This window comes from Staphylococcus sp. Mo2-1, assembly GCF_046721385.1.
In the GTDB taxonomy this organism is placed as follows: Bacteria; Bacillota; Bacilli; order Staphylococcales; family Staphylococcaceae; genus Staphylococcus; species Staphylococcus equorum_A.
Window position 1 is genome coordinate 779,442 of the sequence record NZ_JBEUUK010000001.1, and the last position, 17,551, is coordinate 796,992.

A 17,551-nucleotide genomic window follows, 5' to 3' on the forward strand; every position below is an offset into this window, starting at 1 on the left:
AAATAAAAAACAGTCGAATTTTAATCGTTTTTAGAGATTTAAACGTGGTGTCTAAAATAATTTGAAGTATATTACTAAATAATGTTGTAAAATTAAAGTTAATGAGATAATAATGACATTATTTTATTTATATCGTTATACGTGACGTGTTATGATTTTAAAGTCAAAGAATAGAAAACGAAATTAAAGCATAAGTATATAATTAAAACTTTTAATTAAATAGAGCGTAAATAGAGAAAGGTGATGTATATGGTAATTCAATGGTATCCAGGCCATATGGCTAAAGCAAAAAGAGAAGTATCCGAGGAGTTAAAGAAAGTAGATGTAGTGTTTGAACTTGTAGATGCACGTATCCCGTATAGTTCAAGAAATCCAATGATTGATGAAGTAATACAACAAAAACCACGTGTGGTCATTTTAAATAAAAAAGATATGGCAAATTTAAAAGAGCTAGTAAAATGGGAAAATTATTTTAAAGGCAAAGGCTTTTATCCTGTTGCAATTGATGCAAAACACGGCAAGGGTTTAAAACTCGTAGAGCAAGCAGCAATAAAAGCAACAACAGAGAAATTCGAGAAAGAAAAGCAAAAAGGATTAAAACCACGTGCGATTAGAGCAATGATCGTTGGCATCCCTAACGTTGGAAAATCAACATTAATTAATAAATTAGCAAATAAATCTGTTACTAAAACGGGTAATACACCAGGTGTAACGAAACAACAACAATGGATTAAAGTTGGGAAATCATTACAATTGTTAGATACACCAGGTATCTTATGGCCTAAATTTGAAGACCAATTAGTTGGTAAGAAATTAAGTATCACTGGAGCTATCAAAGATAGTATTGTGCATTTAGATGAAGTAGCAATTTATGGCTTAGAATTTATGAAAGCACATGACTATGAAGGGTTAAAAGAACATTACAAAGTTGATGTGCCAATCGACGCAGAAAACTTAGAGTGGTTTGATGCGATAGGGCGTCGTCGTGGATTATTAAGACGTGGTAATGAAGTCGATTATGAAGCGGTTATTGATTTAGTTATACATGAAGTGAGAAATGCCAGAATCGGTACGTACACTTTTGATATCGCTAGTGAAATGGACGTGTAAATAATATTTATGAAACAAACTATTCAAAAAATTAAATTATTGTTGCAAGATATTCACTCGTTAGAAACTTTAAAAAATCATTCTGTTAACGACGATGATCGTAAGGGTGTACAAAATGCGATTGTTTCTAGAAGAAAACAATTGGAAAAAGTTCAAACATTACTAGAAAATTATAAAGTGATGTCTCATTATGAAAATGAAATACTAGCTGATGATGACAAAGCGTTAATTTGTGGCATAGATGAGGTGGGGAGAGGACCGTTAGCTGGTCCTGTTGTTACTTGTGCAGTCATTTTAAATAAGGATCACCATTTCACAGGCTTAAATGACTCAAAACAACTCTCTGCAAAGAAAAGAAATTTTTAGAAACGCAATTATTATCAGAAGTATACGCATACGCGTATGGTGTGGCGACAGTTGAAGAAATTGATCAAATTAATATCTATGAAGCAACTAAATTGGCAATGAAAAGAGCAGTTGAGGCTTTATCTGTTAAGCCTACACATTTACTGATAGATGCGATGACACTAGATGTAGATATTCCTCAAACATCATTAGTTAAAGGAGATGCCAAAAGTGTATCTATAGCAGCAGCAAGTGTGTTAGCCAAAGAACATAGAGATAGATATATGCGCGAACTTGCAGTTAAACACCCAGGTTACGGCTTCGAAAAAAATGTTGGGTATGGCACTCAACAACATTTAAATGGTATAAGTCAGCACGGCATTATAAATGAACACAGAAAAACTTTTGAACCAATTAAATCACTTTCAAATTAATGGTAAAAAACAAAAGATTTAAATAACTGGGCTAAATGAGTTTACAACAGCGCTTACATTTCATATAATTAGTTATGAACTTAACCTAAGAAACAGGAGGATGGAGAATGAATATCCACGAGTATCAAGGTAAAGCATTATTTCGTACTATGGGCGTTGCTGTCCCAGAAGGACGCGTAGCGTTTACTGCTGACGAAGCGGTAGAAAAAGCAAAAGAATTAAATTCAAAAGTATATGTGGTAAAAGCACAGATTCACGTGGGGTAGAGGTAAAGCGGTGGAGTTAAAATCGCTAAATCACTATCTGAAGTTGAAACTTACGCTAAAGAATTATTAGGTAAGACGCTTGTAACACATCAAACTGGTCCTGAAGGTAAAGAAATTAAGCGCCTTTACATAGAAGAGGGCTGCGATATTCAAAAAGAATATTATGTTGGATTTGTAATTGATCGTGCTACTGACAGTGTTACTTTGATGGCATCAGAAGAAGGCGGAACTGAAATTGAAGAAGTTGTCGCTGAATCACCTGAAAAAATATTCAAAGAAACTATTGATCCTATTGTTGGTTTAGCACCATATCAAGCTAGAAGAATCGCTTTTAATATTAATATTCCAAAAGAATCAATTAATAAAGCAGCTAAATTTTTAGTTTCACTTTATAATGTTTTCATCGAAAAAGACTGTTCTATTGTAGAAATAAACCCATTAGTAACAACTAATGATGGTAATGTTTTGGCATTAGATGCAAAAGTTAACTTTGATGATAATGCATTATTTAAACATAAAGATATCCTAGAATTACGCGATTTAGAAGAAGAAGATCCAAAAGAAATCGAAGCTTCTAAGTACGATTTATCATATATTGCATTAGATGGAGACATCGGTTGTATGGTAAATGGTGCTTGGTTTAGCTATGGCAACTATGGATACAATTAACCACTTTGGTGGCAATCCGGCGAACTTCCTAGATGTAGGGGGCGGTGCAACTAAAGAAAAAGTTACTGAAGCATTTAAAATCATTTTAGGTGATGACAACGTAAAAGGTATTTTTGTTAATATCTTTGGTGGAATCATGAAATGTGACATTATTGCTGAAGGTATCGTTGCCGCAGTTAAAGAAGTAGAGCTTACTTTACCGCTTGTTGTACGTTTAGAAGGTACAAATGTTGAAAAAGGTAAAGAAATTCTTAAAGATTCTGGCTTAGCAATTGAATCAGCTGCAACTATGGCAGAAGGCGCACAAAAAATCGTAAAACTTGTTAAAGAAGCGTAGGAAAGGATGGGAGCACTAACATGAGCGTATTTATTGATAAAAATACAAAAGTAATTGTACAAGGTATCACAGGGTCAACTGCCCTTTTCCATACAAAACAGATGCTTGAATATGGTACACAAATTGTTGCTGGGGTAACACCAGGTAAAGGCGGACAAGTAGTAGAAGGTGTACCAGTATTCAATACAGTTGAAGAAGCACAAAAAGAAACAGGTGCTACAGTATCTGTTATCTATGTACCTGCGCCATTCGCAGCAGATGCAATTTTAGAATGTATAGATGCAGAATTAGATTTAGCTATCTGTATTACAGAACATATTCCAGTAATTGATATGGTTAAAGTTAAACGTTACTCAGAAGGTAAAGAAACACGTGTTATTGGACCTAACTGTCCGGGTGTTATTACTGCTGATGAATCTAAAATTGGTATCATGCCAGGCTACATTCATAAAAAAGGTCACGTAGGCGTAGTATCTCGTTCAGGTACTTTAACTTATGAAGCGGTACACCAATTAACTGAAGAAGGTATTGGTCAAACAACAGCTGTAGGTATCGGTGGCGATCCAGTCAATGGTACAAACTTTATTGATGTGCTAAAAGCATTTAATGAAGACGATGAAACAAAAGCAGTCGTTATGATTGGTGAAATCGGTGGAACAGCAGAAGAAGAAGCTGCTGAATGGATTAAAGCTAACATGACTAAACCTGTAGTAGGCTTTGTCGGAGGACAAACAGCCCCTCCAGGTAAACGTATGGGCCATGCCGGTGCGATTATTTCAGGCGGTAAAGGTACTGCTGAAGAAAAAGTTAAAACACTTAACAATTGTGGTGTTAAAACTGCAGATACACCATCAGAAATTGGTACAACATTAATTGATGCGACTAAAGAAGCAGGCATCTATGAACAATTATTAACTGTAAAACAATAATTGTATTGTACAAACCCAAGCACAAATTCCGAAAATATGTCGGAGTTTGTGCTATTTTACGTATTCAAACATTTTAGGTAATATAATACTCGCGGTTGATAGGCATGGATATTCTTTTCTTATCAACCGTTTTTTTGTTGTGAAAATTTCTTTATAAGTTTTATAAATTTGAAGGAATCAATTTACAGAAGAGAAGTTTTAAGTTGTATAACCATCGTTTTATGTCACTTGTTGTAGTTACTTTTATAATAGAAGAAAAACGATTGGAAATTTTTAGCACTTGGCTAATCTTAGTTAGAAGTAATACGTACATAAACTTTATTTTAGTCTTTACAATATAATGAAATTCTAGTTTGAAATGAATTTAAAATAGAGAATTACTCCTTAAAATCTTGTTACTTTTCACTAGAAAATGATGTAGTTTTGTAATCTAAACTACTGCTGTTTTCCATTATAATTGAGATGAAAAGGAGAATTATAATGAGAGAACACGAATATTTAAAACTACGTTTTTCAGGTTTAACGACACACCAAATACATCAACTGTTAAGGTCTAATCCTAGTTTTTTAGACTATGATCAAGTGGAACAAAAGCATGAACTCAAACAATTTTTAAGTACATTAAAAACAAAGCGAAAAGCAGAAATTTATAAGCAATATCTAAATATAGAAGTTAAAAACATAATAACAATGTTAGAACAATGGAATTTAAAGTACATTTCAATAGAACAGTCTACATATCCCATATTACTTCGTGAAATCTATGAACCGCCACTCATTCTTTTCTATAAAGGAAAGCTATCTTTAATGCAATCTCCTCAAACTCTTGCTATTATAGGGTCAAGGCATGCGACAGAATATAGTCAAAAAGCATTGAACTTTCTTTTTCCCTCATTTAAAAAAGAAAACTTAACCATAATCTCTGGCTTAGCTAAAGGCGCAGATAAAATGGCACACGAACATGCTTTATCGATGAATATGTCTGCAATTGCAGTACTAGGTTTTGGTCATTTACAACATTATCCAAAAGAAACGTTTGAAATTAGAAAACGAATAGAAATCGAAGGACTTGTAGTAAGTGAATACCTTCCTTTTCAAAGACCGCAAAAGCATCATTTTCCTGAGCGTAATAGAATAATAAGTGGACTGTCAAAAGGTGTATTGATTACAGAATCTAAAGCAAATAGTGGCACATGTATTACAACGAATTTTGCCTTAGAACAAAATAGAGAAGTATACATACTACCAGGTTCTATCTTTAATCCGATGACTGAAGGAAATTTATTAAGTGCTCAAGAAGGAGCAAAAATTGTTTTAAAAGCAAGTGATATATTAATAGATTATAATTGAAATTTAATTGAATCTAATGGACATTAAATGGAAGTTTATTAATGAAAGAAAAGGCATTTTATAATTATGAAATTACGATGACATTTATTTTGTTTTTTTAGTCAATATTCTTAGAAATCCAGGTAACTTAAAATTAAAAACATTGACAAAAACAAAATAGACCGTTTATCATTTATCTTTGTAATTAGAAATGCAAGGGGGTAACTACTTTGACAGAAAATTTAGTCATAGTTGAATCGCCTCGCAAAAGCTAAAACCATTGAAAAATATTTAGGTAAAAAATATAAAGTTATCGCATCTATGGGGCATGTTAGAGACTTGCCACGTAGCCAAATGGGCGTAGATGATGAAAATGATTTTGAGCCAAAATATATTACGATACGCGGCAAAGGTCCAGTTGTTAAAGAACTTAAAAAACATGCTAAGAAAGCAAAAAAAATATTCTTAGCGAGTGACCCTGACCGTGAAGGTGAGGCAATTGCTTGGCATTTGGCGAACATATTAAATTTAGAAGAATCAGTAGAAAATAGAGTAGTATTTAATGAAATAACAAAAGATGCTGTGAAAGATAGCTTTAAACATCCTAGAGGCATAGAGATGAATCTTGTTGACGCTCAGCAAGCGAGACGTATATTAGACCGTTTAGTTGGTTATAATATATCGCCGGTATTGTGGAAAAAAGTTAAAAAAGGTTTATCAGCTGGACGTGTCCAATCTGTTGCACTTAGATTAGTTATTGATCGCGAAAATGAAATCAGAAACTTTAAACCAGAAGAATATTGGAAAATTGAAGGCGAATTTAGATATAAGAAATCCAAATTCAATGCCAAATTCCTTCATTTAAAAAATAAACCATTTAAGTTAACGAATAAAGATGATGTAGAAAAAATTACAACACAATTAGATGGAGACCAGTTTGAGGTAACGAAAGTAACTAAAAAAGAAAAAACACGTTATCCATCTAATCCATTTACAACATCAACATTACAACAAGAAGCTGCGCGCAAATTGAACTTCAAAGCACGAAAAACAATGATGCTTGCGCAAGCAATTGTACGAAGGTATTGATTTGAAACGACAAGGTACAGTCGGTTTAATCACATATATGCGTACAGATTCAACAAGAGTATCTGATCAAGCTAAAGCTGAAGCGAAAAGTTATATTGAAGAAACGTATGGTAATAACTATACGTCAAATCGTAAAGCTAAAGGCCAACAAGGCGATCAAGATGCCCATGAAGCAATCAGACCATCTGGAACATTGCGTACACCAAATGAAATGAAAAATTATTTAACGCGTGATCAACACAGATTATATAAATTAATCTGGGAACGTTTTGTCGCAAGTCAAATGGCACCTGCGATTCTTGATACTGTTGCTATGGATTTAACACAAAATGATTTAAAATTCCGTGCGAATGGACAAACAATTAAGTTTAAAGGTTTCATGACACTATACATTGAAACTACAGACGACGATGAAGGCGGTAAAGAAAATAAATTACCTAATATTGAAGAAGGCGAAATGGTTACAGCAACTAATATCGAACCTTCTCAACATTACACACAACCACCGCCGCGTTATACTGAAGCGCGTTTAGTAAAAACAATGGAAGAATTGAAAATTGGTCGACCATCTACGTATGCACCGACAATAGATACGATACAAAAAAGAAATTATGTAAAAAATGAAAGTAAGCGATTTGTTCCAACTGAACTAGGTGAAATCGTTCATGAACAAGTGAAGGATTATTTCCCTGAAATCATTGATGTCGACTTTACTGTAAACATGGAAACATTATTGGATAAAGTAGCTGATGGCGAAATTCCTTGGAAAAAAGTAATTCGTGATTTTTACAGTAGCTTTAGTCAAGATGTTGAACGTGCAGAAGAAGAAATGGAAAAAATTGAAATTAAAGATGAACCAACTGGAGAAGATTGCGAACTATGCGGATCTCCGATGGTAATTAAAATGGGACGCTATGGTAAATTCATGGCATGTTCTAACTTCCCAGACTGTCGTAACACGAAAGCCATTATCAAAACGATTGGCGTGACTTGCCCTAAATGTAAAGAGGGCGATGTCGTTGAACGCAAATCTAAAAAGAACCGTATTTTCTTCGGTTGTTCAAAATATCCTGAGTGTGACTTCGTTACATGGGATAAACCTGTAGGTCGTGATTGTCCTAAATGTGAACAATATCTTGTTGAGAAAAAACAAGGACGTAAAAGTCAGGTTATTTGTTCAAACTGTGATTATAAAGAAGAACTGCAAAAATAAACAAACATATCATTTATTAATTATTGCGTAATACAAACTTACATTACGAATATTGTTAATAATTCTATAAGCAACTAACGACACATATTTATAATGTAGACGCATATATTTATAATTATGATATGATGTCGTAGTTGCTATTTTTAATGTATCGGAGGAAATTAAATGACTCAAACTGTCAATGTTATCGGGGCTGGTCTAGCTGGCTCAGAAGCAGCATATCAATTAGCTCAAAGAGGGATTAAAGTTAATTTAATAGAGATGAGGCCAGTGAAGCAAACACCAAGCACATCACACTGATCAATTTGCTGAATTAGTTTGTTCAAACTCATTACGTGGCAATGCGTTAACGAATGCAGTTGGTGTACTCAAGGAAGAGATGAGACGTCTTGATTCACTTATTATTAATGCAGCAGACAAAGCAAGAGTACCTGTTGGTGGTGCGTTAGCAGTAGATCGACATGATTTTGCTGGTTACGTTACAGAAACTTTAAAAAATCATCCCAATGTTACAGTGTTAAATGAAGAGATTAATAGCATACCTGAAGGTTATACAATCATTGCTACTGGTCCATTAACAACAGAAAAATTGGCTGCTGAAATTGTTGAAGCTACTGGTGAAGATCAATTGTATTTTTATGATGCCGCAGCTCCAATAATTGAAAAAGAAAGTATAGATATGAATAAAGTATATTTGAAATCTCGTTATGATAAAGGTGAAGCAAGCATATCTGAACTGTCCAATGACTGAAGAAGAATTCAATACATTTTATGATGCATTGATGGAAGCAGAAGTTGCACCAGTAAATGAATTCGAGAAAGAAAAATATTTTGAAGGATGCATGCCCTTTGAAGTTATGGCGGAACGTGGGCGTAAAACTTTATTGTTTGGACCTATGAAACCAGTTGGTCTAGAAGATCCTAAGACAGGCGAACGTCCATATGCAGTCGTACAATTGAGACAAGATGATGCGGCTGGTACATTATATAATCTTGTAGGTTTTCAAACACATTTAAAATGGGGAGCACAAAAAGACGTTATACGTTTAATTCCTGGTTTAGAAAATGTAGAAATCGTAAGATATGGTGTGATGCATCGAAATACATTTATTAACTCGCCAGACGTATTGACGGAAAAGTATGAGTTGATAGGTAGAGAAGAAGTTCATTTTGCTGGCCAAATGACTGGCGTTGAAGGTTATGTTGAAAGTGCAGCAAGTGGTTTAGTAGCAGGCATCAACGTAGCGCATAAAATTAAAGGTAAAGGCGGCGTAGTATTTCCAAGAGAAACAATGATTGGAAGTATGGCATATTATATTTCTCATGCTAAAAACGAGAAAAATTTCCAACCAATGAATGCGAATTTTGGTTTACTGCCAACTTTAGAAAATCGTGTTAAAGATAAAAAATTACGTTATGAAAAACTTGCAGATCGCGCGTTATCATATCTAGATAATTATAAGCAAACTTTATAAAATATTCGTTGATATAACCATTTTCTAAAAATTTTGTAAGTTTGACTCAATTTAATAGTTATTTTTCGCAGTCCCCTTCATCAATATGCTACAATTCATATTGATGGAGGGGTTTTTATTGGAAGAAATCCAGCAGGCATATTTATTTATGCTAAAAGTTGAACGACAGTTTTCAGAGCATACTTTAAAGTCATACCACGATGATTTAGAACAGTTTAATGTATTTTTAAGTCAAGAATATTTAGAGTTATCTGCATTCGAATATAAAGATGCAAGAAACTATCTAAGTTATTTATATTCGAAAAACTTGAAAAGAACCTCAGTTTCTCGTAAAATTTCTACGCTGAGAAGTTTTTATGAATATTGGATGACGCAAGATGAAAAAGTTATAAATCCATTTGTTCAATTAGTGCATCCCAAGAAAGAACAATACTTACCACACTTTTTTTATGAAGAAGAAATGGAAGCTTTATTTGATACTGTTGAAAAAGACCCGAAAAAAGGTTTGAGAGATAGAGTGATTTTGGAACTCCTTTATGCAACAGGGATAAGGGTTTCGGAGTTAGTCCATATAAAAGAGCATGATTTAGATATGAATTCACCTGGTGTAAAAGTGTTAGGTAAAGGCGGTAAAGAACGTTTTATTCCATTTGGGGAATTTTGTAAACAAAGTATAGAACGATATTTAGAATTATTTAAACCTAAAAGCAAAAGTGATCATAATTATTTATTAGTAAATATGAACGGTGCGCCTATCACAGAGCGCGGCGTTCGTTATGTGTTAAACGATGTTGTAAAACGTACAGTCGGCGTCACGGATATTCACCCACATAAATTAAGACATACATTTGCAACACACATGCTTAATCAGGGCGCTGATTTACGTACCGTTCAATCATTGCTAGGGCATGTGAATTTATCAACTACAGGTCGCTACACACATGTTACAAATGAACAATTAAGAAAAGTATATTTAAACGCACATCCTCGTGCAAAAAAGGAGAATTAGATTATGAGTACATCTATTCACGCGACAACGATTTTTGCAGTGCAACATAACGGCCATTCAGCAATGGCAGGTGATGGCCAAGTAACACTTGGTGAACAAGTTATTATGAAACAAACAGCACGCAAGGTTAGACGCTTATACAACGATAAAGTTTTAGCAGGATTTGCAGGAAGCGTTGCAGATGCATTTACGTTATTCGAAAAGTTCGAGACTAAACTACAACAATTTGGTGGTAATTTAGAAAGAGCCGCAGTTGAATTAGCTCAGGAATGGAGAGGTGACAAACAACTGCGTCAACTAGAAGCAATGTTAATCGTTATGGATGAGGATTCAATCCTTGTTGTAAGTGGTACAGGAGAAGTGATTGCACCAGATGATGCTTTAATAGCAATTGGTTCAGGTGGTAATTATGCTTTGAGTGCTCGGAAGAGCCTTGAAACGTCATGCCACAAACTTAACTGCAGAAGAAATGGCTTATGAAAGTTTAAAAGTTGCATCTGATATTTGTGTGTTTACAAATGATCAAATCGTAGTTGAAAAATTATAAAAGTTAAAACTAAAAAAGCGCAATGAAAAATAAAAATGTATAATTGTAAAAATTTAGGATATAGTAATAATAAATAAATTTAAAAATAATTTTTAGAATAATTGAAATCAAAATTACGGAGGTAATTTATCTTATGGAAACGACTGGCATTAAATTAACACCAAAAGATATCGTTTCAAAATTGAATGAATACATTGTTGGGCAAGATGATGCAAAACGCAAAGTAGCAATTGCATTAAGAAATAGATATAGACGAAGTCTTTTAGCTGATGAAGCTAAACAAGAGATTGCACCCAAAAATATTTTGATGATTGGACCAACAGGTGTAGGTAAGACGGAAATAGCAAGAAGAATGGCTAAAGTTGTAGGTGCACCTTTTATAAAGGTAGAAGCAACTAAATTTACAGAAGTAGGCTATGTCGGTCGAGATGTTGAGAGCATGGTAAGAGATTTAGTTGACGTAGCTATTAGACTAGTTAAAGAACAAAAGAAAGCTTTAGTCGAAGAAGAAGCGAAGCAAAAAGCAAATGAAAAATTAGTAAAACTTTTAGTGCCTAGTATGAAGCAAAAAGCGAATAATGCGAATAACAGTGGGAATAATCCTTTAGAATCATTATTTGGTGGTTCGATGCCAAACTTTGGTCAAAACAATGAAGAAGAAGAGGATACGCCTACAGATGAAATCAAGACAAAGCGTTCTGAAATTAAACAACAATTATTGAATGGTGAATTGGAAGAAGAAAAAGTAAGATTAAAAGTAGAGCAAGACCCAGGCGCTATGGGGATGTTAGGCACAAATCAAAATGAACAAATGCAAGATATGATGAAACAACTCATGCCTAAGAAAAAAGTTGAAAGAGAAGTCCCTGTACAAACAGCACGTAAAATATTAACGGATCAATTTGCCGATGAACTGATTGACCAAGAATCAGCAAATCAACAAGCAATCGAACTTGCCGAGCAAATGGGCATTATATTTATTGATGAAATCGATAAAGTTGCAACTAACAATCAAAATTCAGGTCAAGATGTGTCTCGACAAGGCGTTCAGAGAGATATTTTACCAATACTTGAAGGTAGCATGGTACAAACGAAATATGGTACTGTTAACACTGAACATATGCTATTTATTGGTGCTCGGAGCATTCCACGTGGCTAAACCAAGTGATTTAATTCCTGAGTTGCAAGGTCGTTTCCCAATTCGTGTTGAATTAGAAAGTCTTTCAGTAGAAGATTTTGTACGAATCTTGACTGAACCGAAATTATCACTTATCAAACAATATGAAGCGCTACTTCAAACAGAAGAAGTGACAGTCAACTTTACCGATGACGCGATTAAACGTCTGGCAGAAATTGCCTTCCAGTGTAAACCAAGATACTGATAACATTGGCGCACGTCGTTTGCATACTATACTTGAAAAGATGCTAGAAGATTTATCATTTGAAGCACCAAGTATGCCCAATGCGGTTGTAGACATTACACCACAATATGTTGATGATAAGTTGAAATCAATTTCAACAAACAAAGATTTAAGTGCATTTATTTTATAATATAAATAAAAAGGAGAAGGAATATGAGCTTATTATCGAAAACTAGAGAATTAAATACACTTTTGCAAAAGCACAAAGGTATTGCCGTTGATTTTAAGGATGTAGCACAAACAATAAGTAGTGTAACAGTAACAAATGTATTTATTGTTTCTAGAAAAGGAAAGATTTTAGGATCAAGTTTAAATGAATTATTGAAAAATGATCGTATTATACAAATGCTTGAAAATAGACACATACCTAAAGAATATACGGATAAACTAATGGATGTTAGAGAGACACAATCTAACATTGATATTGAAAACGTATTATCAGTGTTCCCACCAGAAAACAAAGATTTATTCAAAATCAGCAGAACTACAATTTTCCCGATTTTAGGTGGCGGTGAAAGATTAGGTACTTTAGTCCTTGGACGTGTTCAAGAAGATTTCTCTGAGAATGATTTAGTTCTTGGCGAATATGTCGCTACAGTTATCGGCATGGAAATCTTACGTGAAAAACATAGTGAAGTTGAACAAGAAGCAAGAGACAAAGCTTCTATTAGCATGGCAATTAATTCTTTATCATATTCTGAAAGTGAAGCAATCGAGCATATCTTTGAAGAATTAGGTGGTAAAGAAGGATTACTTATTGCATCAAAAGTTGCTGATAGAGTAGGTATTACACGTTCAGTTATTGTTAATGCTTTGCGTAAACTTGAAAGTGCTGGTGTTATTGAATCGCGTTCTTTAGGAATGAAAGGTACATTTATTAAAGTGAAAAAAGAAAAATTCTTAGATGAGCTAGAAAGAATTAAATAATAAATACGTAAATGAATTTAAAAATATATCATCAAAAAGAGCGTCTAAATCATAAGACTTTTAGATGTTCTTTTAATGTGTGAAATAGTAATGTGAAAGTATTGCTTTATAAATACAAATATGATATATTTATTCACGGCTATGAAGCCAATACGCACATAAAAAGTATAAGTATAAAGGGTGCGATATTTAGTTATCGTGTTTATATGAGCTTTTTGTGGAGGTAATAAACCAATAGGAGGATTTTAATTATGGCAGTAATTTCAATGAAACAATTACTAGAAGCAGGCGTTCACTTTGGTCACCAAACACGTCGTTGGAACCCAAAAATGAAAAGATACATTTTCACTGAAAGAAACGGTATTTACATTATCGATTTACAAAAAACAGTGAAAAAAGTAGAAGAAGCTTATAACTTCATTAAACAAGTATCAGAAGATGGCGGAAAAGTTTTATTCGTTGGTACGAAAAAACAAGCACAAGACTCAGTGAAAGCTGAAGCAGAACGTGCTGGTCAATTCTATGTAAACCAAAGATGGTTAGGTGGAATCTTAACTAACTATAAAACAATTTCTAAACGTATCAAACGCATCTCTGAAATTGAAAAAATGGAAGAAGATGGCTTATTCGAAGTATTACCTAAAAAAGAAGTTGTAGAACTTAAAAAAGAATACGACCGTTTAATCAAATTCTTAGGCGGAATTCGTGATATGAAATCAATGCCTCAAGCATTATTTGTAGTTGATCCTCGTAAAGAGCGCAACGCAATTGCTGAAGCACGCAAATTACACATCCCTATCGTTGGTATTGTGGATACTAACTGTGATCCAGATGAAATTGATTACGTTATCCCAACAAACGACGATGCTATTCGTGCCGTTAAATTATTAACTGGTAAAATGGCAGATGCGATCTTAGAAGGTCAACAAGGTGTATCTAATGAAGAAGTAGCAAGCAGAACAAAATATTGATTTAAATGAATCAAAAGAAGCTACTGAAGCAGGAACAACTGAAGAAAACACTTCTGTTGAATCAAACTAAGAATAATGTAAAATGGGTGATAAGATATTCAAGCTTATCACCCTTTTTTAAAAACAAATATATTAAAATTCATTAAATAATGGAGGAATATGAAATGGCAATTTCAGCTAAACTTGTAAAAGAATTACGTGAAAAAACTGGTGCAGGTATGATGGACTGTAAAAAAGCGTTAACAGAAACTGATGGTGACATCGACAAAGCTGTTGATTACTTACGTGAAAAAGGTATCGCAAAAGCTGCTAAAAAATCTGACCGTATTGCGGCAGAAGGTCTAGTTCATGTTGAAGAAAAAGGCAATGAAGCAACAATTGTAGAAATTAATGCAGAAACTGACTTCGTAGCTCGTAACGAAGGTTTCCAAGAATTAGTGAAAGAAATTGCTAACCAAGTATTAGAAACAAAAGTTGAAACAGTAGAAGCATTATTAGAAACTACATTAGCTGATGGTAAATCAGTAGACCAACGTGTTAAAGAATCTATCTCAACTATCGGAGAAAAATTAAGTATCCGTCGTTTTGCTATTAGAACAAAATCAGATAACGATGCTTTTGGTTCTTATTTACACATGGGCGGACGTATCGGTGTGTTAACTGTAGTTGAAGGTTCAACTGATGGCCAAGCTCGCTAAAGACGTAGCTATGCACATTGCCGCAATCAACCCTAAATATGTTTCATCTGAACAAGTAAGCGAAGATGAAATTAATCACGAAAGAGAAGTTTTAAAACAACAAGCACTAAACGAAGGCAAACCAGAGAAAATTGTAGAAAAAATGGTTGAAGGTCGTTTACGTAAATATTTACAAGAAATTTGTGCAGTTGACCAAAACTTTGTAAAAGATCCTGATCAAACAGTTGAAGCTTTCTTGAAATCAAAAGGTGGAAAACTTGTTGACTTCATACGTTATGAAGTAGGCGAAGGCATGGAAAAACGTGAAGAAAACTTTGCTGACGAAGTAAAAGGACAAATGAAATAATTTTTCATAGTTAAAACAAGAAAGAAGACACCTTTGTGCTCCGTATGAAAGATTTACTTTTGTATTGGAAGACCTATTGTGTCTTCTTTACTTGTATCAATTACATATTTTTACAATAGAGAGGATAAGACAATGGCTCAAACTTCTAAATACGATCGTGTTGTTTTAAAATTAAGTGGCGAAGCACTAGCAGGTAACGATGGATTTGGAATTAATCCAATTACGATTAAAAGTGTGGCTGAACAAGTTGCCGAAGTTGCAAAGATGGACTGCGAAATTGCAGTTATCGTTGGCGGAGGCAATATTTGGAGAGGTAAAACGGGTAGTGACTTAGGCATGGATCGTGGTACTGCTGATTACATGGGTATGTTAGCTACGGTAATGAATGCTTTAGCGTTACAAGATAGCCTTGAACAATTAGAATGCGATACACGCGTTTTAACTTCAATTGAAATGAAACAAGTTGCAGAACCATACATTCGTCGTCGTGCAATTAGACACTTAGAGAAAAAACGTGTAGTTATTTTTGCAGCGGGAATTGGTAATCCATACTTCTCAACTGATACTACAGCAGACTTTACGTGCGGCTGAAGTCGAAGCCGATGTTATCTTAATGGGTAAAAATAATGTTGATGGCGTTTACTCTGCTGATCCAAAAGTAGACCCTAATGCTATTAAGTATGAACATCTTACTCATATTCAAATGTTACAAGATGGTTTACAAGTAATGGATTCAACAGCATCTTCATTCTGTATGGATAACAACATTCCGTTGAATGTGTTCTCAATTACTGAAGAAGGTAATATTAAACGTGCAGTAATGGGTGAAAAAATAGGAACAATAATAACAAAATAATTAGAGGTGTATGACAATGAGCGACATTATTAATGATACGAAATCAAAAATGCAAAAATCTGTTGATAATCTTTCAAGAGAATTAGCTAATATTAGTGCCGGAAGAGCCAATTCCAATTTATTAAATGGCGTAAATGTTGATTACTACGGTGCTCCAACACCAGTTCAACAACTTGCTAGTATCAATGTGCCAGAAGCACGTTTATTAGTAATTGCACCATATGATAAATCATCTGTTGGTAATATTGAAAAAGCAATCAATGCCGCTAACTTAGGTGTGAATCCTTCAAGTGATGGAGAAGTTATACGTATTGTTATTCCGGCATTAACTGAAGAACGCCGTAAAGAGCTTGTAAAAGATGTTAAGAAAATTGGCGAAGATGCGAAAGTAGCAGTTAGAAATGTTCGTCGTGATTCAAATGATGTACTTAAAAAACAAGAGAAAAATGGCGATATCACTGAAGATGATTTAAGATCACAAACAGATGATGTACAAAAATTAACTGACAACTCAATTAAAGAAATTGATAAATTATTAGAAGAAAAAGAAAAAGATATAATGTCAGTATAAACATGGTAATGATGATTATACTTCTATTCACTCATTAAGGTATATAATTACTTATAGTTAGAGCTTGAAGCAGAGGTATATCATATATTTATCTGAACTGTATCAAATCAGACTTTGGTACAGTTTTTTTATTTGTTTATTCAATGCACCTATCTATTATGATAAAATGGTAGTTAATTGCATCTAGAATCTAATTATAATAAACAGAGATGATCAAGCTCGGAGGAAATACCATGTTTAAAAAGTTAAAAAAGAAGAAAGAAAATCAGTATAAGCAATCCGATATAGATTTGGAAGTACATAATATACCCGAACATGTTGCTATAATTATGGATGGTAATGGTCGTTGGGCTAAACAAAGAAAATTGCCTAGAATAAAAGGCCACTACCAAGGTATGCAAACTGTTAAAAAAATCACTAAAGCAACTAGTGATTTAGGAATTAAATATTTAACATTGTATACTTTCTCTACAGAAAATTGGACAAGACCTAAAAATGAAGTGAATTACATTATGAACTTGCCAGTTAACTTTTTAAGAACATTTCTACCAGAGTTGATAGAAAATAATGTTAAAGTAGAGACGATTGGTTTTATTGAGCATTTACCAACATCTACACTTAAAGCGATAGATAAAGCAAAAGAAGAAACAAAGCATAATACGGGCTTAAAATTGGTCTTTGCTATAAATTATGGCGGACGAGCCGAAATTGTTCACAGTGTGAAATCAATTTACGACAAATTGACCGCTGAAGGTTTAACAAGCGAAGCAATCACTGAAGAAATGATTAATGATCATTTAATGACTCATTGCTACCCTGACCCGGATCTTTTGATTAGAACATCAGGAGAGCAACGTATTAGTAATTTCCTAATCTGGCAAGTATCTTACAGTGAATTTTTATTCAATGAAAAATTATGGCCAGATTTTGATAAAGAAGAATTAATAAACTGTATTAAAATTTATCAATCTCGTCAAAGGCGTTTTGGGGGATTATAAGTAGTTAGGAG

The 17,551-nt window shown here is 33.8% G+C and carries 8 protein-coding genes and 9 pseudogenes; all 17 read left to right on the plus strand.

What is annotated here, in order from left to right; all coding sequences use genetic code 11:
• The first annotated feature begins 249 nt into the window (after positions 1-249).
• Positions 250-1,110, plus strand: a complete 861-nt coding sequence (gene ylqF / locus ABLV95_RS04025) for a ribosome biogenesis GTPase YlqF (protein WP_002507869.1) — start codon at positions 250-252, stop codon at positions 1,108-1,110.
• Between the two features lie 9 nt (positions 1,111-1,119).
• A pseudogene (locus ABLV95_RS04030) lies at positions 1,120-1,889 on the plus strand (ribonuclease HII).
• A gap of 149 nt (positions 1,890-2,038) precedes the next feature.
• A pseudogene (locus ABLV95_RS04035) lies at positions 2,039-2,824 on the plus strand (succinate--CoA ligase subunit beta).
• Positions 2,784-3,161, plus strand: a complete 378-nt coding sequence (locus ABLV95_RS04040) for a hypothetical protein (protein ID WP_460876454.1) — start codon at positions 2,784-2,786, stop codon at positions 3,159-3,161. The pseudogene ABLV95_RS04035 and the gene ABLV95_RS04040 overlap by 41 nt, the downstream one beginning before the upstream one ends.
• Before the next feature lie 20 nt (positions 3,162-3,181).
• Positions 3,182-4,090 carry a succinate--CoA ligase subunit alpha gene (gene sucD / locus ABLV95_RS04045; protein ID WP_460872601.1) on the plus strand — a complete coding sequence of 303 codons (909 nt, stop codon included), beginning with the start codon at positions 3,182-3,184 and terminating at the stop codon, positions 4,088-4,090.
• Between the two features lie 480 nt (positions 4,091-4,570).
• On the plus strand, positions 4,571-5,440 hold the full coding sequence (gene dprA / locus ABLV95_RS04050) for a DNA-processing protein DprA (protein ID WP_427704757.1): 870 nt from the start codon (positions 4,571-4,573) through the stop codon (positions 5,438-5,440).
• 209 nt (positions 5,441-5,649) lie between these two features.
• A pseudogene (gene topA, locus ABLV95_RS04055) lies at positions 5,650-7,721 on the plus strand (type I DNA topoisomerase).
• Between the two features lie 165 nt (positions 7,722-7,886).
• Positions 7,887-9,196 (plus strand): annotated as a pseudogene (trmFO, locus tag ABLV95_RS04060) (FADH(2)-oxidizing methylenetetrahydrofolate--tRNA-(uracil(54)-C(5))-methyltransferase TrmFO).
• Between the two features lie 118 nt (positions 9,197-9,314).
• Entirely contained in the window at positions 9,315-10,205 is an 891-nt protein-coding gene (gene xerC / locus ABLV95_RS04065) for a tyrosine recombinase XerC (RefSeq protein WP_460876456.1), read from the plus strand.
• 3 nt (positions 10,206-10,208) lie between these two features.
• Positions 10,209-10,752, plus strand: a pseudogene (hslV, locus tag ABLV95_RS04070) (ATP-dependent protease subunit HslV).
• 133 nt (positions 10,753-10,885) lie between these two features.
• Positions 10,886-12,303 (plus strand): annotated as a pseudogene (gene hslU / locus ABLV95_RS04075) (ATP-dependent protease ATPase subunit HslU).
• Between the two features lie 23 nt (positions 12,304-12,326).
• Complete coding sequence (gene codY / locus ABLV95_RS04080) at positions 12,327-13,100, plus strand: GTP-sensing pleiotropic transcriptional regulator CodY (protein ID WP_460876458.1); 774 nt, start codon at positions 12,327-12,329, stop codon at positions 13,098-13,100.
• Positions 13,101-13,351: 251 nt separating this feature from the next.
• A pseudogene (gene rpsB / locus ABLV95_RS04085) lies at positions 13,352-14,141 on the plus strand (30S ribosomal protein S2).
• A gap of 94 nt (positions 14,142-14,235) precedes the next feature.
• Positions 14,236-15,115, plus strand: a pseudogene (gene tsf / locus ABLV95_RS04090) (translation elongation factor Ts).
• 132 nt (positions 15,116-15,247) lie between these two features.
• Positions 15,248-15,971, plus strand: a pseudogene (gene pyrH / locus ABLV95_RS04095) (UMP kinase).
• Between the two features lie 16 nt (positions 15,972-15,987).
• Positions 15,988-16,542, plus strand: coding sequence for a ribosome recycling factor (gene frr / locus ABLV95_RS04100; RefSeq protein WP_069816033.1), 555 nt, complete (start codon positions 15,988-15,990; stop codon positions 16,540-16,542).
• Positions 16,543-16,775: 233 nt separating this feature from the next.
• Positions 16,776-17,540, plus strand: a complete 765-nt coding sequence (locus tag ABLV95_RS04105) for an isoprenyl transferase (RefSeq protein WP_460876460.1) — start codon at positions 16,776-16,778, stop codon at positions 17,538-17,540.
• The last annotated feature ends 11 nt before the right edge of the window (positions 17,541-17,551 follow it).

Coding starts and splice junctions, on each gene's coding strand:
- ylqF (WP_002507869.1), top strand. CDS start 250: ATGGTAATTCAATGGTATCCAGGCCATATGGCTAAAGCAAAAAGAGAA.
- frr (WP_069816033.1), top strand. CDS start 15,988: ATGAGCGACATTATTAATGATACGAAATCAAAAATGCAAAAATCTGTT.
- ABLV95_RS04105 (WP_460876460.1), top strand. CDS start 16,776: ATGTTTAAAAAGTTAAAAAAGAAGAAAGAAAATCAGTATAAGCAATCC.
- dprA (WP_427704757.1), top strand. CDS start 4,571: ATGAGAGAACACGAATATTTAAAACTACGTTTTTCAGGTTTAACGACA.
- sucD (WP_460872601.1), top strand. CDS start 3,182: ATGAGCGTATTTATTGATAAAAATACAAAAGTAATTGTACAAGGTATC.
- codY (WP_460876458.1), top strand. CDS start 12,327: ATGAGCTTATTATCGAAAACTAGAGAATTAAATACACTTTTGCAAAAG.
- ABLV95_RS04040 (WP_460876454.1), top strand. CDS start 2,784: ATGGTGCTTGGTTTAGCTATGGCAACTATGGATACAATTAACCACTTT.